The organism is Sulfitobacter aquimarinus (assembly GCF_040149565.1).
Lineage (GTDB): Bacteria > Pseudomonadota > Alphaproteobacteria > Rhodobacterales > Rhodobacteraceae > Sulfitobacter > Sulfitobacter aquimarinus.
Map to the genome: position 1 here is coordinate 23,143 of NZ_JBEFLO010000012.1, position 22,428 is coordinate 45,570.

The following is a 22,428-nucleotide window of genomic DNA, read 5'->3' on the forward strand; positions in this document are numbered from 1 at the left end:
GAGCAAAACATGGGCCTTAAACAATCACTACAAGTCATGGTTGTCGATGATATGTCGGTGAGCCGCGCGTTGATCACCAATGCATTGGACGAAATCGGCATTGCCAACTACCGCGTTGAAAACGATGGGCAAAGTGCGCTGGCAAAGCTGGTGGCGCAGCCCTGTCATCTGGTGATCTCGGACTATAACATGCCGAATTTGGATGGGCTGGGCCTGCTCAAAGGGTTGCGGGAAAACCGCATTACCCAGCGCATCGGCTTTATCCTGATTACAGGCAATGCGACCAATGAAATTGTCACCGTTGGTCAGAAACTGGGCATGAACAACCTCATCAAAAAACCCTTTAGCTCGGTCCAGATGAAGGATGCGATCCAGCGGGTTGTGGGCGTTCTATGATCTTTCTCGGCCCACAAGAGACCGAAGACGCAGAGCCGCTCGCTCAACTGCTTGAGTTGAGCGAGGTTCTTGTGCGCTCGGCCACCGAGATGGAGACCATACGCGACGCGGTGGCCGATCTGGAGTGGATGATCGTTTCGAACCCGACGTTGATGCAGGACCCTGAGTTGCGCACGGTCCTGCAATCCATTGATCCTATACAACAATCCCTGCAAGCCATGGCAGGATTCACGGGGGCAATCGCACAAGAAACAGATCATGGGGCGATCACGGTTGAGACCGCCTTGCAGGCCGTGCATCTGGAATCCCTGCGCAACAGGCTTGGCCGCATCGCAGATTAAACGGCCGGCTTCATTTCACGATACGCCCCCAAGGCGCCTCTCCCGAAGGGGTATCAGAGAACACACAGTCCTTTGTGCGGCTTCATCAAGCGCTGGGTCGGCAATGACAAAGGCCATAGACCGCACGCCAGAGCTCTGCTTTCAATTAAACCGCACGGTTGCGGGGGCAGCTGAGCCTCGATCCTCAGCGCCCCCCACCTAAACGGACATCACGGCCCTGTTGGACGCTATTCTGCTCGCCCAACATACGCTGCCGTATGGCACGGGGCATAAAAAACGCGGCCCATTTGACAGGGCCGCGTTTGGTGTTTCTATCAGGCGGCCTTAGGCCAGATCGAAGCGGTCCAGCTCCATCACTTTGACCCACGCGTCAACGAATTGCTGCACAAACAGCGCTTCGCCATCGTCCGCGGCATAGACCTCGGCCAGTGCGCGCAACTGACTGTTGGAGCCAAAGACCAGATCAACGCGGGTGCCTGTGCGCTTGACCTCACCTGTGGTGGTATCACGACCTTCAAAGACATCGCCTGTCTCGGTCGCGGCTTTCCATGTGACGCCCATTTCCATCAGTGCGCGGAAGAAATCGGTGCTGAGCGTGCCGACATTGTCGGTCCAGACACCGTGCGACAGGCCACCATAGGTCGCGCCCAGAACCCGCAGGCCGCCGACCAGAACGGTCATCTCGGGTGCGGTCAGGGTCAGCAGTTGGGCACGGTCCACCAGCAGCTCTTCGGCAGAGACGTTGAATTCACGCTCTTGATAGTTGCGGAACCCGTCAACGGCAGGCTTCAGCACGTCAACGCTTTCTACATCCGTCATCTCTTGGGTCGCGTCGCCACGGCCCGGCGTGAAGGGCACAGTCACGTCGTAACCGCCCGCTTTGGCCGCGGCCTCAACGGCGGCAGAGCCTGCCAGCACGATTATATCCGCCATGGAAACTGGCTTGCCGAAACCGCTGCGGATGGTTTCGAGCTTGTCCAGAACCTTGGCCAATTGCGCAGGTTGGTTGACCTCCCAATCCTTCATTGGCGCCAGACGGATGCGGGCACCGTTGGCGCCGCCGCGTTTATCCGACCCGCGGAACGTCGAGGCCGAGGCCCAAGCCGTTTCCACCAACTCGGACGTTGTCAGGCCAGAGCCGAGGATCTGTTTCTTCAGCTCGGCCACATCCGCGTCCCCGATCAGCTCGTGATCCGGAAGCGGCACAGGGTCCTGCCAGATCAGCACTTCGGAGGGGACTTCCTTGCCGAGGTAGCGGATGGACGGGCCCATGTCGCGGTGGCACAGTTTGAACCACGCGCGGGCAAAGGCATCTGCGAATTCGGCAGGGTTCGCGTGGAACCGCTCGGAGATGGCGCGGTAGGCAGGATCGACCTTCAGGGCCAGATCCGCTGTTGTCATCATTGGCGCGTGACGCTCGTCATCATGCGCGTCCGGCACGGCGTCGGACAGGGCACCGTTTGCAGGGCGCCACTGGTTGGCACCCGCGGGGGATTTCGTCAGCTCCCACTCGTTGTCCATCAGCATGTCGAAATAGGACATGTCCCATGTGATCGGCGTTGGCGTCCACGCTCCCTCGATTCCGCTCGTGATCGTGTGCTTGCCCTTGCCGCTCTCGAAGGTCGAGAGCCAGCCAAAGCCTTGCGCCTCGATCGGGGCACCTTCGGGTTCGGCCCCGACAAGACCCGCGTCCCCCGCACCGTGGGATTTGCCAAAGGTGTGGCCACCGGCGACCAAGGCCACAGTTTCTTCGTCGTTCATCGCCATACGGCCGAATGTTTCGCGAATATCATGCGCCGAGGCTTGCGGATCGGGGTTACCGTCCGGCCCTTCGGGGTTCACATAGATCAGGCCCATCTGCACAGCGGCCAACGGGTTCTCCAGATCCCGTTCGCCGGTGTAACGGCTGCCTGTGCCGCCACTTTCGGCCAGCCACTCGTTCTCGGACCCCCAATAGATATCTTCCTCGGGCTCCCAGATGTCGACACGACCGCCGGCAAAGCCGAATGTCTGAAACCCCATGTCCTCAAGCGCGCAGTTGCCCGCGAGGATCATCAGATCGGCCCATGAAATCTTGTTGCCGTATTTTTGTTTTACGGGCCACAACAGGCGGCGCGCCTTGTCCAGGTTGCCGTTGTCAGGCCATGAGTTCAGCGGCGCAAAGCGCTGTGTGCCGGAGGTAGAACCGCCGCGCCCGTCCGCCGTGCGGTATGTCCCCGCCGAGTGCCACGCCATGCGGATAAAGAACGGGCCATAGTGGCCGTAATCTGCGGGCCACCAGTCCTGGCTGTCTTTCATCAGGGCAAAGATGTCGGACTTCACCGCATCCAGATCAAGCTGCTTGAACGCTTCGGCATAGTCGAAATCCCTGCCCATCGGATCGGTCGCGGGCATATTCTGGTGCAGCATCTTGAGGTTCAGCTGGTTTGGCCACCAGTCGCGGTTGCTGCGCGCGCTGTTTTTCGCCGCGCCACCTGCGCCGAAACCCATGGGGCAGCCGCCCTGTGTACCGTTATCTGATCCGTCCATGTGCTCTCTCCATTGGTTTGATGATACGGGGATTCGCGGCCCCTCTGGAATCGTTCTAACAAAGCGCCGTCATATCTTTAAGTTTTATTTTCTGATTACTGTGATAGGCTTAGGTTATGATAAACTACACACTGAAACAGCTGCGCTATTTCGAGGCCGTCGCCCGCCAAGGGCACTTCGGCCGCGCTGCCGAAGTTTGCGCCATCTCGCAGCCCGCCCTGTCGGCGCAGATCGCCGCGTTAGAGACGGCACTGGGCCACCAACTGTTTGAACGCAGTGCGCGGCAGGTGCGTCTGACGGCCTTTGGTGAACAGCTCAAACCCCGTGCAGCGCAGATTTTGCGCGATGCCGAAGCCTTGTCGGATATGGCGCGCAGTACGGGCGGCGTGGCGCTGACGCGGTTGCGCATCGGGGTGATCCCGACAATTGCGCCCTATCTGCTGCCTTCGGTGATCGGGCAGATCACCGCCGCCCACCCCGACATCGACCTGCTGGTGCGCGAAACGATGACCCACAAATTGATCGAGGAACTGGGCGCGGGCAAGCTCGACTGTGCCATCGTCGCCCTGCCCGTGTCCGAGCCGTCTTTGACCGAGGTCGCCCTGTTCGACGAGGCGATGATGCTGGTGCGCCCTGCACATGACGCGGACCGCCCCGTGCCCGATATGGACACGCTCAGCCAGATGAAGTTGCTGCTGCTGGAGGAAGGCCATTGCTTTCGGGATCAGGCGCTGTCGTTCTGTGCCACGCGCAACGCTTTGCCGCGTGAGGGGCTGGATGGCTCGTCGCTTAGCACTTTGGTGCAGATGGTGGGGGCGGGTATTGGCGTGACGCTGATCCCCGAAATGGCCATTCCGGTCGAGACACGTTCGGCCAATGTGCATGTGGCGGCAATGGGTGCGCCGCACCCGAAACGAACCGTTGGCATGATCTGGCGCAACACCTCTGCTTTGGCGGCGCAACTGGAAGGCATTGCAGGGCTGGTCCGCGCGGCAGCCGCGGCGCATCCCGCGTTTGCTTAGCTAGGTTTGCGTTTCCACCAACAGGTTCAGCGATGTCGCCTTTTGCACCGCATGGGCAGTGGTTTGCGTGTCCAGCGCTTCGCGGGCAAGGCGCAGGTGTTTTTCCACCGTCGCCACGCTAAGCTGCATGATGGTCGCCACGTCTTGCATCGTCTTGCCCTGCGCACACCACGTCAGCGCCTCGCGTTGGCGACTGGTCAGCGGGCGGCGCTGCGAGATTTGCGGCAAAGAGGCAAAGCGCAGGTGCATCAGATTGCACAGCATCTGGATGTCCGGCCCGACCTTTTCCCAAAGCGCATCGGTTTGCGCCGGTGTCAGGTTACGCCCGGGGCTGATCCCCACAACGCCGCGCATCCCCGGCACCAGTTGGTTTAATCCGCCCACATACCCCGCAAGGCAGCCATACTCGACGTTCAGCTGCATAATCCGCATCTGTTCCTTTGTCGGCACGATTTTGCTTTGTTCGACGGCTTCGGCCCAGCTGGCATAGCCTGAATTGGTTTCGGCCCATTCATAGGTCGGCGAGTGGCGGTATAGCTCTTCGCCCAGATAAATGTCGGCGTAGGCTTGCGGCCCGCGGTACAGGACCAGCGCGTCCTTGCCATCGCCGATGATGCCCCAGGTCGGCACCCGCGTGGCGCCATAGACAATGTTCACCATTCCGCGTTGCTGCAACGCGTCGGCACAGATGTTCCACGCGCCAAGAACGTCCTTTGCCGCAATCAATGCATTTACAGTGCCGCGCAAGGATTGCGCAGTTTGGCCGTCACTCATCGTATCTCCCCAGATGCTGCGTTAGTTTGGCACAGCCCGCGCCAAACGCAACATCAATCGGGAGAGCGCGGCCCAAGGGCCGCGCAACCTGCCTTATTCAGCGTCAAGAAGGACGTTGCCGTAGGCTTCGCGCAGTTTGTTTTTCTGCACCTTCCCTGTCGAGCCGATGGGCAATTCATCGACAAAGATCACGCGGTCGGGCACCTGCCAGCTTTCGACCTTGCCCTTGTAATACGCCAGCAGATCGGCCTCTGACACCTCGTCGGCCTTGATGACCACCAGCACGGGACGCTCGTCCCATTTGGTATGCAGCGCGGCGATGGCGGCGGCATTGGTGACGGCAGGGTGCGAAATGGCAATGTTCTCCAGCGTCACGGTCGAAATCCATTCCCCCCCCGATTTGATGATGTCCTTGGAGCGGTCGCGGATCACCATGAACCCCTCCTCGTTGATGGTCGCCACATCGCCCGTGTCAAACCAGCCGTCGTCGGTGAGTGCGGGCGCGTCCTTGCCGAAATACGTATCCACAATCCACGGGCCGCGCACTTGCAGATCGCCCTGCGCTTCGCCGTCATGGGGCAGCACGGTGCCTGCATCGTCTATCACGCGCAGATCAACGCCGTAGGGTGGGCGCCCCTGCCCCAGACGAATTTCAGCCTGTTCTTCCACGCTCAGCTTGGTGTGGCGTTGCAGCAGCTGGTTCACCGAGCCCAAAGGCGAGGTTTCGGTCATCCCCCACGCGTGGATCAGATCAACGCCGTAAGCCGCGAATTTCGGGATCATCGACGGCGGCAGCGCAGAGCCGCCCACAACCGTGCGCGTCAGGCTCGGCATCTTGCTGCCCGTCGTCTCCAGCGCGCCCAGCAGGCCCATCCAGATCGTAGGCACGCCCAGCGCCAGCGTGGTTTCAGACTGGTCAATCAGGTTCACAAGGCTGACCCCGTCCAGATTTGGCCCCGGCAGCACCAGCTTGCAGCCCGTCATCGCGGCAATGTAGGGCACGCCCCACGCGTTGACGTGGAACATCGGCACCACAGGCAGCACCGTATCACGGGCCGAGATATTGAGCGCGTCAGGCTGGTTGCCCACAATTGTGTGCAGCACGGTTGAGCGGTGGGAATACAGCACGCCCTTGGGGTCGCCCGTGGTGCCGGAGGTATAGCACAGGCTCGAGGCGGCATTCTCGTCCAGTTCGGGCCACGGCTCTGACGCGTCACCTGTCTCCAACAGCTCGTCAAAGAACATAAGCCCCGGCACGGCTTCGGCGGCAGCTTCATCCCGTGGACCCATCAAGACGATGTGTTTGCAGTGTTTGAGCGCGGGGGCCAGTTGGCCCGCTGCGGCAACGAAGGTTGCGTCGATGAACAACACCTCGTCGCGGGCATGGTTGATGACATAGACCATCTGTTCAGGCCCCATGCGCGGGTTGATCGTGTGGCAGACAAACCCGCCGCCCGCGACGCCAAAGTAGATCTCGAGGTGGCGGCGGTTGTTCCACGCAATCGTGCCACAGCGTGCGCCCTCTTCCAGCCCCAGCTTGCGCAGCGCGCTGGCCAGACGGTGGGCATTGGCACCGACCTCACCCCATGTTGAATGCTCCATCCCGCCTGTCGTCTCGACCGAGACGATCTCACCTGCGGTGTGGAAACGGGCGGCGTGGTCGATCAGGCTGCCGATGGTCAACGGCATGTGCATCATTTGTCCGAACATGGGGTCTTTCTCCTGTTTTTCTGGTTACTTAGGCGGCGGCTGTTGCGTCCGCTTTTATCAAATCTGCCACCCTCTCGGCGATCATGATCGTGGGGGCGTTGGTGTTCCCGCTGGGAACGGTGGGCATAATAGAGGCATCGACAACGCGCAGCCCCTGCATCCCGTGGACGCGGCAGGCAAGGTCCACCACGGCCATGTCATCCACACCCATTTTGCAGGTGCCTACGGGGTGGTAAATCGTATCGGCGCGGGCGCGGATCTGCGCGGCCCACTCCGCATCGTCCATCCCGTCGCGGATGCCGAACAGCTCCTTATGCTCAAAGGCGGCAAGGGGCGGCGTTTTCATAATGTCACGCGCCATTTTGGTCCCCTTGATCAGGGTGCGCAAGTCCGCGTCTTCGGCCAGATAGTTGGGGTCGATGGCGGGTGCTGCCATCGGGTCCGCACTGGCCAGTGTCACAGTCCCCCGAGATGCAGGGCGCAACACGCAGATATGGCAGCTATAGCCATAGCCCGCGTGCAGTTTGCGCGCATGGTCATCCACCACCGAGATCACAAAATGCAGCTGGATGTCGGGCCGCGGCAGCGCCGTATCGGTTTTCAAAAAGGCCGCCCCTTCGGCAAACGGCGTGGCAATCATGCCCTTGCCCGTGCGGCGCCACTCAAGGATGTGCTTCACCAGATTGACCGTGCCGCGCAGGCCGATGCCGAAATTATCCGTGTCTTTGGATTTATAGGCCAGCGTCATGTCCAGATGATCCGACAGGTTTTGCCCGACACCTGCCAGTTCATGCACAACCTCGATCCCGTGGGGGGCGATGTCGTCGGGGCGCCCGATGCCCGACAATTGCAGCAACTGCGGCGAGTTAAACGCCCCGCCGCACAAGATCACCTCACGCGCCGCGCCCACGTGTTTATCGGCCTTGCCAACGCGGTAATGCACGCCTGTGGCGCGAGTGCCTTCCAGCGACAGGCGCGTGGCGTGGGCGCGGGTGATGACGGTCAGGTTGGGCCTGTCCATCACTGGGTGCAGATAGGCCGCCGCAGCCGAGCACCGCTCGCCATTGCGGGCAGCATCATGGAATTGCGTCACCTGATAGAGGCCCACGCCGTCGTTATCGCCGGTGTTAAAGTCTGTGACCTCGCGGTGCTGGTGCTGTTTGGCCGCCTCGATGAACGCGCGGGTGATCGGGCGCGGAGATTTCTGGTGGCTGACCTGAAGCGGCCCTGTGCCGCCGTGCATTGCGCTGTCGCCGTCCTCGTGGCCCTCGGACTTGCGGAAATAGGGCAGCACATCGTCCCAGCCCCAGCCCGTGCAGCCCATGTCTGCCCAGCCATCGTAATCCTCGCGCTGGCCGCGCACATAAAGCATCGCGTTGATCGCACTTGATCCGCCCAGCGCCTTGCCGCGTGGCTGATAGCCCTTGCGCCCGCCAAGCCCCGCTTGCGCCACCGTCTGATAAGCCCAGTTCGAGATTTTGCCATAGCCCGGCAGCATGGACACCACCGCAGCAGGGGCGCGGATGGCCCAATGCGTGCCCGTCCCGCCTGCCTCAAGCAAACAAACGCTTGTTTCGGGGTCCTCGGACAGGCGAGCAGCCAGCGTCGATCCCGCCGATCCCCCTCCAACAATCACGTAGTCAAAGCGCATCTCCGCCCTCCCCGCGTTACACACTGGAAAATAAGCCAGTCTTGGCCCGCGGTGTCTATGGGATTATGCGTGCAGGCGCGCCCGCTCACGCAGCGTCACACGCCGCCGGGCTACATCAACGCGAAGGTGGCCCATGCCAGCACGCCATAGCGCGTGGCCTTGGCCAGCGTCACCAGCACCAGAAACGTCACCAACGGCGTGCGCAGCGCCCCTGCGACCACCGTGATCGGGTCGCCGATGATGGGCACCCAAGACAGCAGCAACGAGAATTTACCATAGCGCAGATACCATGCCTGAGCCTGCGCAATCTGCGCGGGGCTGGCTGGAAACCACCGCCTGCCCTCGTACTTGCGCGCAAACCGCCCCAACACCCAATTGAGCGCAGAACCGGCGACATTGCCAACGGTTGCCACCACCAGAAGCAAGACCAGCGGGTGATCCCCTTGCAGCAATAACCCCACCAGCACGGCCTCGGACCCCATAGGCAATAGCGTGGCAGCAAGGAACGCCGATGCAAAAAGGCCCGCGTATCCAATCATCCCAAAGCCCCTGTTTTGCGTCTGATGCCTTTGTGCGGTGTCTGGCAGCGAATGCAAGCCCGCAAGGACCACTGCGCCCGACCCGCCCTGCGGGAAACGCCGCCATCAACGCATCTATGGTATATCGCGTGCAGAATTAACGTATTTTTCACGCACACCGCATTGACCAAGGCTGCGCCGAGAGGACACCCTCGCGAGGGGGCGCTACGTCCCTTGGTCTGTACCGTCTTTTTAAGCAAATTCACTTGGACACGTAAGGGGGGCATCATGGCCCAGTTCGACTTTAGCAATATTGATGAGCGCAACTTTAACGCAAACAGTGATTTTCGTTTCGCGGCGGCCGATCTTGTCCAGAATGGCGGGGATTTCGCCTATCTGAATACGGCAAACCCGACCGCCGATCACATCGAGATTACGGGCACGGGCCTTGCCTTTGTAGGGGGCAACGATCCCTACAAAGGGACGATCACCGATATCAAAATTAGCATCAATGGCACCGACCCGACCAACCCGGATATCGTGATCTCTGGGGTATCCGTCGACGCCAGCTTGCTGGCTGGACCTTCGGGCCTAACCTATGACGCTTTCTATGCGGCGCTAGCGGTTTCCAATGACACGTTTTTATTGGCCCCTGCCCCGGATTTTGTTGATGTTGCAGGAGATTTCCGAAACGTTTTGAGCGGCACAAACGCGATCGCTGGAAGCGATATGTTCCTAGGCGGCGGCAGAGATGTCGTGGTGGCTGGCGACGCTTACGGTATTCGAAGCAATGCTACACTGACCGGTGGGAATGATACCTTTGACGGCGTTTTTGCGATTGTTCATGGTGACGCAGAGCTGCTGGTCGGCAACGGCGTGCTGCACGGGGGCAATGATACCTTCATAGAAGGCCCTTCGGTCGGGCAGCAACCGGTTGTCTATTTTACCGGTGACGTAGGAAACATCACCCAAGGGGGGCCGTCCAGCGGTGGCGATGACACGTTCACTGGTGCAGTCGGCTCGACACGTCAGTATTTCATCCGAGGCGATGCAAACGAAATTGCCAATGTCGACTTCACATCGGGCGACGATACGATAACACTGACTGCCGGTGCGGGCACCTCCTTGGTCTTCGGTGATGTGGCACTGATGGAAAATGCTGCGGTAATGACGGCGGGCGATGACCTGATTACGGTGCGTGCAGACAGCACGGGTGCCGCTGCGATCTATGGTGATGCACAAGACGTTGATAATTCCACGGTGATGTTCGGCAACGATACGATCTCGGTAGGCGGCTCGGGCAGCCGCGTCATCTATGGCGACGCACAAGACCTCAACACAAACACCGCACCGATGATCGGGGGAGAGGATGTCATCACCATAAGTGCCGGGGAAACCGCAAGCGTAAGCGTGTATGGCGACTTCACACGTTTCATAGGCGCATCGACCAACGGCACATATACGGGCGGCAACGATATTATCCGGAACTTCGGCAACCTGAATTCAGCTGTCTTTTTCGGCGATGCAACCCAAGTGAGCATTGGAACAACCCTTTACGGCGGCAACGACCGGATCGAGACGATCAGCCAGACTGCCCTCGACACCACCTACTTCGGCGACGCCGTTGCGGTGCTGGTAAGCGCAAGTTTTGGCGGCGGGAGCGATTCAATCCGCGCAGGCCGTGGCGACGACACAATTTACGGTGATGCGCGTCAAATCGCCGCATCGGGCACGATTATCGCGGGTAACGACACCGCGTTCGGCGAAGTGGGCGATGACCTGATCATCGGCGACTTCAACTCGACCACCGTAGATGTGACAGGTGGGATGGACGTGCTGAACGGTGGCGCGGACAATGATGTGATTGCAGGCGACGTAGGCTCGGTTCTGGGTGCTACTGCGCTAACCGGCGGCGTCGACAGCATTCGCGGCGGCGGCGGCAACGACACGGTTTACGGCGATGCGACAATGGCAGACACAGCCAACGCCACTGTGGCAGGCGGCGACGATGTCCTGCACGGTGACGCGGGCGCGGACCTGATTGTGGGCGACGCGGGGGACGGGTTTATCATCGCGGGGGGCGATGATTTCATCTTTGGCGGCTCGGGCAACGACACCGTCTACGGCGAGAGCGCAGCAGGCGGCACGCTAATCGGTGGTAATGACGTTATCGCGGGCGGCAACTTCAGCGACAGCCTGATGGGGCAAAGCGGCAATGATACCCTCGACGGACAAAGCGGGACTGAGACGCTGTTTGGCGGGGCGGATAACGACGTGCTGCGGGGTGGTCAAGCTGTGGATTTGCTTGACGGAGGCACAGGCGATGACAGCCTTTACGGTGGCAATGGCGACGATACGCTTGCGGGCGCAGACGGCGCTGATCTGATCGCGGGCAACGCGGGGTCTGACATCATCAGCGGCGGCGCCTGCGTGGACCGGCTCGAGGGTGGCGCGGGTTTCGACAGCCTCAGCGGGGATGCAAGCGACGACCTGCTGCTGGGCGGTGCGGGTCTTGATACGCTGGAGGGTGGCACGGGCAGCGACCAGTTGTTCGGCAGCACCGGCAGCGATCACCTTCAAGGTGGCAGCGGCAATAACACGCTGTCTGGCGGGACTGGCGCGGATGTATTCATCTTTGCAGACGGGCACGGGCTTGACCGCGTGAACGACTGGAACGGCGCTGCAGACCGTGTCGACGTCAGCGCACTAACTCTGGTGAACAGCTTTGCCGACTGGACCGCAAACGCGGCACAGGCAGGCGGCACTGTTGTGCTGGGCAGCGGTGCAAACACTATAACTTTCGCCGCCAGCACACTGGCAGATTTCGACGCAACCGACTTTATTTTCTAGACCTTCACCCTGTTACTTTCAGAAAAGAGTATCTCTCCCATGGCCATTTTCGATCTCATCAACGCCGATGCGGTGTTCAACAATTTCACCAATGCCTTCCGCTTTAACGCAACCGAAACTGTCGAGAACGGCGGCGACTTTTCCTACACCAACTTTAACCTGTCGGTGAATGACGATATCGAAATCTCGGGCGTTGGCCTGTCGTTTGTGGGCGGGGCAAACCCCTATACTGGCACCATCAACTCGATCGAGATTGCCGTGGACAACGCGGATGCGACAAATCCCGATGTGATCATCACCGGCCTGTCTATCGACGCCGGCATGATTTCGATGACGTCTACCGCCGCAGCACAAGACGCGCTTTATGCCGCGATGGCGCAGGGCAATGACATCTTCCGCCTTGGCACACCCGTGGGCTTTACCGCCATCGGGGGAGACGCGATCCATGTTGCGACAGGCACAACTCTCAATGGCGGCGGCGACCAGTTTCAGGGTGGCATCGGGCAGCTACAACTTTATGGCGATGCGATATCAATGGCGGCAGGGGCCACATTGAACGGCGGCGACGACTTCTTCACCGGCACCTATTCAAACGTCTATGGCGATTTGGGGGGCAGCACGACGGGCGCGGCGCTGACGGGCGGCAATGACACGATGGTCGAGCTGACCTCGACCGGCGGTCTGCCAAGCGTGTCCTTCTATGGCGATGCGGACGATCTCACGTCTCTCAGCAGTGCCTCTTCTGGCGGGGACGACGTCTTTGTGGGTGCGACCGGCTCCACCCGGAATTACGCGCTGTATGGCGATATAGACAATCTGGACACCGGTACATTCGTGGCGGGCCAGGACACGATCGAGGTGACCTCGGGATTGAATGCGAACATCTTTGGCGACGGCAACGCGATCTCCAACAGCATATTCACCGCTGCCGATGACACGATTACCGTGCGTGATGACAGCACCGCAGGCTCTTTCGTCGGGGGCGATGTCGGGAATGTCACCAACAGCAACGTCGTTTTCGGGTCTGACACGATCGACGTGGCGGGGACGGGCTTTATTTTTGTGAACGGCGATGCCAACAGCATTACCGCCCCCACCACATCGCAAACGGGCGGCAATGACGTCATCACCCTGACAGATGGCACTGTCACATTTGCTCAGCTTATCGGTGAAGGCGGCTCATTTGACGGGTCTGGCGGCGGCAATATTACGGGCGGCAATGACATTATCCGCAACCTTGCCGATGTTACCGATGCCTACCTTGTGGGCGATTTCTTTAACGTGAACGGCACTGCCACACTGACAGGTGGCAATGACATGATCCAAACCTTGTCGAGCTCGACTTCGGCGGGCTTTTACTATGGCGATGTCGACCGCGTGGACAACAGCGTGGATTTCACAGGCGGCAATGACACCGTCCGCGCGGGTCGCGGTGATGATATGGTGCACGGCGATGCGCGGGTGACCGCTTCGACGGGCACCAATCTGGGCGGCAGTGACGTGCTGTACGGCTTGTTGGGGGATGACAGCATCGCCGGTGATTTCACCACCACCAGCCAGAATGCGGCAGGCGGCGCCGATACCGTCTACGGAGGCGCAGGCAACGACGTGATCGGCGGAGACGTACAAACCGCATCAGCAGGCACCGTAACCGGAGCACGCGACGCGATCTATGGCGGGGGCGGTGACGACATGATCGGCGGGGATGCCATCACGGCCACCAATGCCACCGTCATCGGGGCCACTGACACGATCTATGGCGGTGCGGGCAATGACACGATCTATGGCGACAGCGCCACCACGAATACCGTCGTTGGCGCCGATGACAGCCTTTATGGAGGCGCAGGCGCCGACCGCATCTTTGGCGACAGTGAAACATCAACCACCAGCAGCGGCGGCAATGACGTCATTCAGGGCGGTACGGGGGCCGACACGGTCTTTGGCGGCAAGGGCGACGATACGCTGGACGGCCAGACCGGCGCGGATGTGCTGACGGGCGGCGCGGGCGCGGATCTGGTGCGCGGTGGCCTATCCTCTGACAACCTGTCGGGCGGTGCGGGTTCTGACACGCTCTTTGGTGGTTCGGGCAATGACACGATGACGGGGGGCGCCGATGCAGACCGGATCGTCGGCAACGCGGGTTCTGACCAGATGTCGGGCGGCGCGGGCGACGACAAACTGGAAGGCGGCGCGGGCTTTGATCTGATGAGCGGCGACGCAGGCAATGACGACCTCTTTGCGGGTGGTGGCAATGACACGCTTTCTGGCGGCGCGGGTCAGGATTGGCTTGTGGGCAGCGCAGGCGGAGACAAGCTTGTCGGTGGCACTGGCGATGACACGCTGCAAGGCGGGACCGGCGCGGATGCCTTTGTCTTTGAAGACGGGCACGGCATGGACCAGGTGACCGATTGGAACGGCGCGGTGGACCTTATTGATGTGGGTGCCCTGTCGCTGGTCAACAGCTTTGCCGACTGGACCGCCAACGCAACCCAGATCGGCACTGCCGTGGTGCTGGGTAGCGGCGCAAATACCGTGACCTTCGCCAACGCTGCACTGGCCGACTTTGACGCGGGCGACTTCATCTTTTAACCCCTGCCCCCTGCACAAACGGAAAAGGGCCACGCATCATTCACCGATGCGTGGCCCTTTGTTTTTCGTGTGGTCAGCGGCCTTAGCCGATGATTGCGTTCAGCGTGGCCGACGGGCGCATCACGGCGGCTGTCTTGGCCGCGTCTGTGCGGAAATAGCCGCCCAGATCAGCCGCGGCACCTTGCACAGCGGCCAGTTCGCTCAGGATCGCCTCTTCGCCATCGGCCAGTGCTTTGGCAACGGGTGCGAAATGCGCGGAGAGTTCCGCATCGCTGTTCTGCATCGCCAGCGCCTCGGCCCAGTAGCGGGCAAACCAGTAGTGGCTGGCGCGGTTGTCAGGCTCACCTACCTTGCGCGAGGGCGAGCGTCCGTGGTCAAGGATCCCTTGGGTCGCGGCATCAACGGCGGCCCCCAGAACGCGGGCCTTGTCGTTGCCCTTGCTATCGGCAAGGAACGTCAGGCTTTCGCCCAGCGCACAGAATTCGCCAAGGCTGTCCCAGCGCAGGTGGTTTTCCTCGTTCAACTGCTGGACGTGCTTGGGGGCAGAACCGCCCGCGCCTGTCTCGAACAAACCGCCACCCTGCATCAACTTCACGATCGACAGCATCTTGGCCGATGTCGCCAGCTCGAGGATCGGGAACAGATCGGTGAGGTAGTCGCGCAGCACGTTGCCGGTGATCGCGATCGTGTTCTCACCCTTTGTGATCGTCTCGAACGAGGCGCGGGTCGCTTCACGCGGGGCCATGATCTCGAACTTATCGGCTACGCCTTTTGCTTCGAGGATGGGTTTGACATAGGCGATCAGCTCGGCGTCGTGGGCGCGGTCCGCGTCCAGCCAGAAGATCGCGCGGCAACCTTCGGCACGCTGGCGGTCGATGGCGAGGTTCACCCAGTCTTCGATGGGAGCCTTGCGTGCAGAGGCAGAGCGCCAGATGTCGCCCGCGTCACAGGTATGCTCATGCAGCACGGTGCCATCGTCGAGAATCATCTTGACGGTACCCGCGGCAGGCAACTCGAACGTGGTGGGGTGAGAGCCGTATTCCTCGGCCTTTTGCGCCATCAGGCCGATGTTTTGCACGGTGCCTGCGGTGGCAGGGTTCATCTTGCCGTTCTCTTTGAAGAACTTGATCGTCTCGTCGTAGACGGGCGCATAGGAGTTGTCGGGGATGACGCAGTTGGCGTCCGCCTCTTTCCCGTCGGGGCCCCAGCCTTTGCCGCCTGCGCGGATCAGGGCCGGCATGGAGGCGTCGATGATGACGTCCGAGGAGACATGCAGGTTGGTGATGCCCTTGTCTGAATCGACCATATACATCGGCGGGCGCGCTTCCATGCAGGCCTCGATATCTTTCATGATGTCGGCGTTGCCCTCGACACGGGCCAGCAAATCGCCAAGGCCCGAGTTGGGGTTCACGCCCAGATCGGCCATCGCGTCGCCGTGCTTCTCGAACACGGGCGCGAGGAAGGCTTTGACCGCGTGGCCAAAGATGATCGGGTCAGAGACCTTCATCATCGTCGCCTTCATGTGCAGCGAAAACAGCGTGCCGTCTTTCTTGGTCTGGGCGATCTGCTCGGCCAGGAACGCTTGCAGGGCCGCAGCACTCATATAGGTTGCGTCGACCACGGTGCCTGCGGGGTATGTGATGCCCTCTTTCAGGACCGTCTCACCGGCGTCGTTGACCAGAACGATCTTGGCTGTGGCCTCATTCGCCAGCGTGGTGGAAACTTCGTTCGAGAAGAAATCACCGCCCGACATCGACGACACAACGGTCCGGCTATCGGCAGTCCATTCGCCCATGCGGTGCGGGTTGCTTTGGGCAAAGCTTTTCACAGCCTTTGCCGCGCGGCGGTCCGAGTTGCCTTCGCGCAGAACAGGGTTCACAGCCGAGCCCTTGATGCCGTCGTATTTGGCGCGCACGGCTTTTTCCGCGTCTGTGCTTGGGGCTTCGGGGTAGTCGGGCAGTGCAAACCCTTGGGATTGAAGCTCTTTGATCGCGGCGACAAGCTGCGGCACAGAGGCCGAGATGTTGGGCAGTTTGATCACGTTGGCCTCGGGCGTCTTTACCAGACGGCCCAGCTCTGCCAGATCATCGCTTTGCTGTTGATCGGCAGTCAGATGCTCGGGGAAGGTCGCGAGGATGCGGCCCGCAAGGCTGATGTCTTTGGTGCCGACCGACACGCCCGCTGCGGCGGCGAATTTCTGGATGATCGGCAGGAAAGAGGCAGAGGCCAGCTCGGGCGCTTCATCAACTTTGGTGTAGATAATATCGGACATGAGAGATTCCCTCTGGCTATGGATTTGCCCCTCTCTTAGACCAGTCGGATACAGATATCTACAGTATACCTTTGTATACATCTCATGTTTCGGTTGAATTTGTGCGGTTTGGCAGGGCCATGCGCCCCACCTGCCCGCTTAGAACACGAAATCACCCGCATCCAGCTGCGCCAGCGTGGCGTTCTGGATCAGCACGGTATCCCCGCCGGCAAACGATAGCAGCACGTCCGCCGCCGACTGCGTCGCCGCAGCCGTGACATCGGCGAAGCTGGAGGCCCCTGCAAACCCGCTCAGATCGAAGTCATCGATGTTGTTGAGCCAGTCCGTCACCACATCCGCACCAAAGCCGTCGGTAAAGGCGAAATCATCCGCGCCTGTGCCGCCCGTCAACGTGTCGGCACCCGCGCCGCCCGTCAGCGTATCATTCCCCACGCCGCCCATCAGCGTATCGTCACCTGCGCCGCCGTCCATATTGTCGTTGCCGCCCTCGCCGAACAGCTGGTCGTCACCGTCATCCCCGTTTATGAAGTCCGAACCGGAATTGCCGTGAATATCATCTGCGCCATCGCCGCCATAGAGCAGATCATTCGTCAGGCCGCCATCAATCGTGTCATTCCCCGCATTACCGTAGATATGATCAAGGCCCGCGCCGCCATTCAGAACGTCATCCCCGCCATCGCCAAAGATCGTGTCAGATCCGACTTGCCCCTCGATGGTGTCATTTTCGTCCCCGCCGTAAATGAGGTCATTCCCGCTGCCGCCGTTCAGGTGATCGTTCCCCGCATCGCCGCGCAGCACGTCACTGCCGCCGCCTGCGCTCAGGCTGTCTGCGCCCTCGCCGCCCTCAAGGCTGTCAACGCCTGACTGCCCCTGCAACGTGTCGTCGCCCGTGCCGCCCAGCAAAGTGTCATTGCCAAAGAACCCGATAAGCATATCGTCATTGGCACCGCCATCCAGCAGATCAGCGCCGTTGCCACCATCCAGCAAATCATTGCCGTTGTTACCGTTCAGCACATCCGCACCCACGCCGCCTTCCAGCGTATCTGCGAAATTGCCGCCGCTCAGCGTATCGCCAAGGGACGTGCCGACCAACAGATCGCGGTTGTCAGCGCCAAGGATGCCGATAATCGCCAAAGCCCCCGATATGCCGCCCGCATCGCCGCCAAGCTCGTAGGTGAAGGTATCATAGCCGATCGTCCCCGACGCAAGATGTTCGAACATGCCGTTCGGATCATAGTCAAACGTACCATCCGCCCGCAAAAGCAGCAGCGCCCCCGAGGGCAGCGCGAACTGTGTGCTCACCCCCGCCTCAAGGCCGTTCACGGCCAGTATCTCAAGGTTATCACCCAGATCGGCGCCGCCCCCGTTGTCGGCCAGAACCGAGCCTGACAGCACCATGGTTTCGCTGGCCAGCAGGACATCGGCACGCGCCTGTGTCAGCTCGCTCACGCCTGTGACAACCACGTCGAAGGTTTGGGTGCCGATGCCCCCGTTACCGTCGTTGATGGCCACCTGATAGCCCAGCGTGACGGTTTCGCCAGCGGCAAGGTAATCGAACGCGCCGCTGCTGGCCGTAAAGGCCAGCGAAGCCAACCCCGCGCCGCCGTCCACGAACAGGCTGTCGGTGCTAATCAGCCCCGCCAGATCCGCTGCGTCCAGCGCCAGCCCGTTGGTCACGCCGGATGTGCCTGTGCTGGTCACGGCCAGCGTGTGATCGGTGTCCGTCAGGTCGAGATCATTGAAGCTGGCGAAAAGTGTCGTGGTGACGTCTTGGATATCTTGGGTATCGGTCACATCCGCTTGGGCGATCGCGCCCAGCACGGGTGCGTCATTCGCACCCTCTACGGTCAACGTCACTGTTGCTGTATCGACCACTGGCGTAAAGGTTGCCCGCCCGTAGACCACATAGGCTTCGCCGCTGTCCGCGCCGTTCGGATCGCCAAAGAACGCCCCAACCATCAGATCGTCAATGCCATCGCCATTGACATCACCCGCAGCCGACACACTGCGGCCGCTTAAATCGGTTTGGTCGATCCCGCCCAGTGCAAAGCCGTTGGTCCCGTCCAAAGTGCCCAGATCAAGCGTTGCACCAAACCCTGCGGTGTTGCCGAACACGACATAGCTTGCGCCCGCCTGCACCACGCCATCCGACGTCGCGATCAAGTCACTGAGTATGATATCATCCAGCCCGTCGCCGTTGATGTCGCCCGCCAGGTCAATCGACCCTCCCGCATAGCCGGCCCCGCCCGCGCGGTTGATCGTAAAGCCGTTTGTGCCGTTAAGGGCTGCCAGATCAACGCTGGGTGTGAAGCCCGTGTTGGTGCCAAAGACGACATAGACCTCGCCGCCAGTGCCGGCCGAAGGGGCACCGATCATGATGTCGTCAAACCCGTCCCCGTTGATATCCCCCGCCGATGAAACAACGCGGCCCGCATAGTCATAGGCGTTCAGCCCGTCCATGACAAAACCATTGGTGCCGTCCAACGTGGACAGGTCCAGATCACCGCTCAGGCCCGTATCAGTGCCAAAGACCACAAAGCTGCGCCCGGCATAGCCAAAGCTGCCGCCGCTGTAGTCATAACCCGTGCGTGCGCCGATAATGACATCGTCGAACCCGTCACCGTTCACATCGCCCGCCGCACCCACGGCGTAGCCGCTTTGGTCGCCGTTGATCGCGCCGTTCAGCGCAATCCCGTTTGTCCCGTCCAACGTGGCCAAATCAAAGCTGCTGCCAAACCCAGCGTCAGACCCGAAAACAAGATATGACGTACCCGAATTCACATTGCCGCTGTCTACGCCCGACGCCCCAAGGATGATGTCGTCAAATCCGTCGCCGTTAAAATCACCAGCCGCGCTGACCCCATTGCCCAAAAAGTCGCCCGCGCTGATCCCGACGACTGTGAAACCGTTGGTGCCGTTCAGCGTGTCCAAATCCGTGCTTGCAGCGAAACCTGTGTCGCTGCCAAAGACGACATGGGCCTGCCCTGTTGCGTTCAAACCGCCTATATCCGCCTGTGATGCGCCGATCACGATGTCATCGATACCGTCCCCGTTCACATCCCCCGCTGCGGATACGCTGTTGCCGCTTCCCTCATCGTTGGCAGAGCCGTTCAGGACAAAGCCGTTGGTCCCGTCGAGGGTGGAAAGCTCGAAGCTGCTGCCGAACCCTGAGGCAGCGCCAAAGACCACATATTGCGTGCCTGCGTTGGTGTTGCCGTTTGGATCGGCCAAGGGGGCGCTGATGATCAGATCGTCGATGCCGTCCGCATTCACGTCGCCAGCCGAAGACACGGCCTGCCCCGCCCTGTCCCCCAAGGCCACGCCGTTAATCACAAACCCCGTGGTCCCATCAAGCGTGCCAAGCGCCAGGCTGGCCGCAAAGACGCCTGCGGATTGAGTGAAAGAGCCATCGGTGACCGCATAGGTAAAACTATCAGACGCGCTCTCGCCCGTGGCAAGCGCATCGAATACGCCGTTGGTGTCATAGACAAACGTCCCGTCGGCCCCCACCGTCACCAGCGCACCAGAGGCAAGGGTGATCTGGCTGCCGACGTTGGCTGCGTCCCCGTTTACGGCGTGTACGTTGAGCGTGTCGCCTGCATCCACATCGCTGTCGGCCCCTGCGCCGTTGTCAGCCAGCACCTGACCGCTGGTGATGCCGTCTTCGGCAACCGCTACCGTATCGTCATTGGCAACGGCGGCGTCGTTCGCCCCCGCCACGTCCACAAACACAGCCGAGACCGAGGTATCAAAGGACGCGCTGCCGAACACGACATAGCTTTGGCCTGCATTGGCCGTCCCGTTCGGATCCGCATAATGCGCCCCGATCAGCAGGTCATCCAACCCGTCACCGTTGATGTCGCCTGCAGCACTCACCGATGAGCCGCTGAGGTCCTGCTCATTGATCCCGTTGATGACAAACCCGTTTGTGCCGTCAATATCCGCGAGGTTCAGATTGGTCCCGAACCCTGCATTATTGCCGAACACCACATAACTTTGGCCAAAATTGATAGATCCAACTACGGACGAGAACGGCGCACCGACGATTACATCATCGACCCCGTCCCCGTTCACATCGCCTGCCCCCGAGACCGACGCGCCCGTGTTGCCGGTAACGCCGTTGATGACAAACCCGTCGTTTGCATCCAGCGCAAACAGGTTCAGGTTTGCGGCATAGCCGGCGGTGCTGCCATAGACGATATAAACCTCGCCTGCGCTCGGGTTTCCGAAGGGGTCAGCAGCGGGTGCGCCAATGGCCAGATCGTCGATCCCGTCGCCATTGATATCCCCCGCAGAAGATACGGATGTCCCCGTGCTGTCAAAGTCGGTAATCCCGTTGACGACAAAGCCGTTGCTGCCGTCCAGCGTGGCCAGATCAAGGTTCGCCGAAAACCCGCCTGTGTCGCCAAAGACCACATAGGCAGCACCCGCACTATTCGTCCCGTTCGCATTCACACCGCGCGCACCGATGACAAGATCGTCGATGCCGTCCCCGTTAACATCCCCCGCCGACGCGACCGACGAGCCAACGTTGTCACCTGCGGCGATACCGTCGATTGCAAAACCGTTGGTCCCATCCAGCGCAGAGACATTCTGCGTCGCGGCAAAGCCGCCAGACGCGCCGAAAAGCACATAAGCTTGGCCCGCGGCATCAACCCCGCCGGGGTCCGCCAACTCCGCGCCGATGATCAGGTCATCAATGCCGTCACCGTTGATGTCCCCCGCATTCGACACCGCTGTGCCTGCAAGATCGTTGAGCGTGGTGCCGAAGACCGAGAACCCGTTGCTTCCGTCCAGCGTGACCAGATCAAAATCAGCCGCAAATCCCGCAGTGGTGCCAAGGACCACATGCGCACCACCTGCATTGGGGGCGCCAAAGCCGAGGCCAGGTGCCCCGATCACAATATCATCGATCCCGTCGCCGTTGATGTCCCCCGCTGCCGAGACATCCTGCCCGCTGACGTTGCCCTGTAACGCCCCGTTCAGGCGAAACCCGTTGGTGCCATCCAGCGACGCGAGGTCCAGATCGGCGGCAAACCCCGCAGCCGAGCCGAACACGACATAACTTTGGCCTGACGCGTCTTCACCACCCGGGTCTGCCAGCCGCGCCCCGATGATAATATCGTCGAAGCCGTCGCCATTCACATCCCCTGCGTTCGACACATGCTGGCCACTAACATCACTGCCTGCGATGCCGTTGATACGAAACCCGTTCGACCCGTCAAGATCGGCCAGATCAATGCCATTGCCAAACGCATCCGTATTCGGAGAGGCCACTTCGTAGAAAAAGCTGTCGGGCTGGCTGTCGCCTGCGCCCAGCGCCTCGAAGGCGCCGTTGGGATCATAGTCGAAACTGCCATCCGCATTCACCGTCAGCAACGCCCCCGATGCCAGCGTTATCTGCTGGCCGACCGATGCTGCGATGCCGTTGACCGAGCCGACCTGCAGGTTCGTCCCGACATCCGCGCCATTGCCGTTATCTGCAAAAACCGATCCGCTGATCGGGGTGTCTTCGTCCGTGGACAAAAGGTCGAAAAAGGCTGTTGCCGGCATTTGCATGCTCCCCAAGTGCTTGGTGACCCGATGTCATGGCGAAGGCAAAATAACCTTGCCGGTTATGACGGGGTAAAATTCAAATAATAAATAAACGTGAAAGGTACAGGGAAAGACCATAGGCAGAGCGGGCAATTTAGCAAGGCTTATCACCCCCCGCCCCCGCCCGAGGCATCATCCCCGCAACGCCCTTCCGCGACATTCGCGTTTGACATCGCGCAGG

12 protein-coding genes are annotated in these 22,428 nt (G+C 60.8%); 5 read left to right on the forward strand and 7 right to left on the reverse strand.

The genetic code is table 11. The features are described from left to right. Positions 1-9 precede the first annotated feature (9 nt). Positions 10-396 carry a response regulator gene (locus ABMC88_RS16670; RefSeq protein WP_349578024.1) on the forward strand — a complete coding sequence of 129 codons (387 nt, stop codon included), beginning with the start codon at positions 10-12 and terminating at the stop codon, positions 394-396. Continuing rightward, complete coding sequence (locus tag ABMC88_RS16675; RefSeq protein WP_349578025.1) at positions 393-737, forward strand: DUF8776 family protein; 345 nt, start codon at positions 393-395, stop codon at positions 735-737. The genes ABMC88_RS16670 and ABMC88_RS16675 overlap by 4 nt, the downstream gene beginning before the upstream one ends. 324 nt (positions 738-1,061) lie before the next feature. On the opposite strand, the gene katG is transcribed toward ABMC88_RS16675, so the two are convergent. After that, entirely contained in the window at positions 1,062-3,266 is a 2,205-nt protein-coding gene (katG, locus tag ABMC88_RS16680; RefSeq protein ID WP_349578026.1) for a catalase/peroxidase HPI, read from the reverse strand. 116 nt (positions 3,267-3,382) lie between these two features. On the opposite strand from katG, the gene ABMC88_RS16685 reads away from it, so the two are divergent. After that, complete coding sequence (locus ABMC88_RS16685; protein ID WP_349578027.1) at positions 3,383-4,288, forward strand: LysR substrate-binding domain-containing protein; 906 nt, start codon at positions 3,383-3,385, stop codon at positions 4,286-4,288. Here the strand turns inward: ABMC88_RS16685 and ABMC88_RS16690 are convergent, their stop codons facing one another. The 4 genes from ABMC88_RS16690 to ABMC88_RS16705 all read right to left on the reverse strand — a co-directional run bounded on the left by ABMC88_RS16690 (position 4,289) and on the right by ABMC88_RS16705 (position 8,962). Further along, complete coding sequence (locus tag ABMC88_RS16690) at positions 4,289-5,062, reverse strand: helix-turn-helix transcriptional regulator (RefSeq protein ID WP_349578028.1); 774 nt, start codon at positions 5,060-5,062, stop codon at positions 4,289-4,291. Positions 5,063-5,155: 93 nt separating this feature from the next. Beyond that, on the reverse strand, positions 5,156-6,772 hold the full coding sequence (locus tag ABMC88_RS16695) for a long-chain fatty acid--CoA ligase (RefSeq protein WP_349578029.1): 1,617 nt from the start codon (positions 6,770-6,772) through the stop codon (positions 5,156-5,158). A 28-nt stretch (positions 6,773-6,800) separates the two neighbouring features. Next, complete coding sequence (locus tag ABMC88_RS16700) at positions 6,801-8,423, reverse strand: GMC family oxidoreductase (RefSeq protein ID WP_349578030.1); 1,623 nt, start codon at positions 8,421-8,423, stop codon at positions 6,801-6,803. Between the two features lie 110 nt (positions 8,424-8,533). Beyond that, entirely contained in the window at positions 8,534-8,962 is a 429-nt protein-coding gene (locus tag ABMC88_RS16705; RefSeq protein WP_349578031.1) for a YqaA family protein, read from the reverse strand. 267 nt (positions 8,963-9,229) lie between these two features. Between ABMC88_RS16705 and ABMC88_RS16710 the strand changes: the two genes are divergently transcribed. Both ABMC88_RS16710 and ABMC88_RS16715 read left to right on the forward strand, forming a co-directional pair. Beyond that, the gene (locus ABMC88_RS16710; RefSeq protein ID WP_349578032.1) at positions 9,230-11,791 is read left to right on the forward strand and encodes a calcium-binding protein; all 2,562 of its coding nucleotides are present in this window, start codon (positions 9,230-9,232) and stop codon (positions 11,789-11,791) included. A gap of 39 nt (positions 11,792-11,830) precedes the next feature. After that, on the forward strand, positions 11,831-14,380 hold the full coding sequence (locus tag ABMC88_RS16715; RefSeq protein WP_349578033.1) for a calcium-binding protein: 2,550 nt from the start codon (positions 11,831-11,833) through the stop codon (positions 14,378-14,380). A gap of 82 nt (positions 14,381-14,462) precedes the next feature. Here ABMC88_RS16715 and ABMC88_RS16720 read toward each other — a convergent pair whose 3' ends face one another. Both ABMC88_RS16720 and ABMC88_RS16725 read right to left on the reverse strand, forming a co-directional pair. After that, on the reverse strand, positions 14,463-16,652 hold the full coding sequence (locus ABMC88_RS16720) for an NADP-dependent isocitrate dehydrogenase (protein ID WP_349578034.1): 2,190 nt from the start codon (positions 16,650-16,652) through the stop codon (positions 14,463-14,465). A 138-nt stretch (positions 16,653-16,790) separates the two neighbouring features. Next, entirely contained in the window at positions 16,791-22,205 is a 5,415-nt protein-coding gene (locus tag ABMC88_RS16725; RefSeq protein WP_349578035.1) for a beta strand repeat-containing protein, read from the reverse strand. Positions 22,206-22,428: the final 223 nt, after the last annotated feature.

What these genes read in the sequence shown, in the direction of transcription:
- ABMC88_RS16670 (WP_349578024.1), top strand. Translation starts at nt 10, where the DNA reads ATGGGCCTTAAACAATCACTACAAGTCATGGTTGTCGATGATATGTCG.
- ABMC88_RS16675 (WP_349578025.1), top strand. Translation starts at nt 393, where the DNA reads ATGATCTTTCTCGGCCCACAAGAGACCGAAGACGCAGAGCCGCTCGCT.
- katG (WP_349578026.1), bottom strand. Translation starts at nt 3,266, where the DNA reads ATGGACGGATCAGATAACGGTACACAGGGCGGCTGCCCCATGGGTTTC.
- ABMC88_RS16685 (WP_349578027.1), top strand. Translation starts at nt 3,383, where the DNA reads ATGATAAACTACACACTGAAACAGCTGCGCTATTTCGAGGCCGTCGCC.
- ABMC88_RS16690 (WP_349578028.1), bottom strand. Translation starts at nt 5,062, where the DNA reads ATGAGTGACGGCCAAACTGCGCAATCCTTGCGCGGCACTGTAAATGCA.
- ABMC88_RS16695 (WP_349578029.1), bottom strand. Translation starts at nt 6,772, where the DNA reads ATGTTCGGACAAATGATGCACATGCCGTTGACCATCGGCAGCCTGATC.
- ABMC88_RS16700 (WP_349578030.1), bottom strand. Translation starts at nt 8,423, where the DNA reads ATGCGCTTTGACTACGTGATTGTTGGAGGGGGATCGGCGGGATCGACG.
- ABMC88_RS16705 (WP_349578031.1), bottom strand. Translation starts at nt 8,962, where the DNA reads ATGATTGGATACGCGGGCCTTTTTGCATCGGCGTTCCTTGCTGCCACG.
- ABMC88_RS16710 (WP_349578032.1), top strand. Translation starts at nt 9,230, where the DNA reads ATGGCCCAGTTCGACTTTAGCAATATTGATGAGCGCAACTTTAACGCA.
- ABMC88_RS16715 (WP_349578033.1), top strand. Translation starts at nt 11,831, where the DNA reads ATGGCCATTTTCGATCTCATCAACGCCGATGCGGTGTTCAACAATTTC.
- ABMC88_RS16720 (WP_349578034.1), bottom strand. Translation starts at nt 16,652, where the DNA reads ATGTCCGATATTATCTACACCAAAGTTGATGAAGCGCCCGAGCTGGCC.
- ABMC88_RS16725 (WP_349578035.1), bottom strand. Translation starts at nt 22,205, where the DNA reads ATGCCGGCAACAGCCTTTTTCGACCTTTTGTCCACGGACGAAGACACC.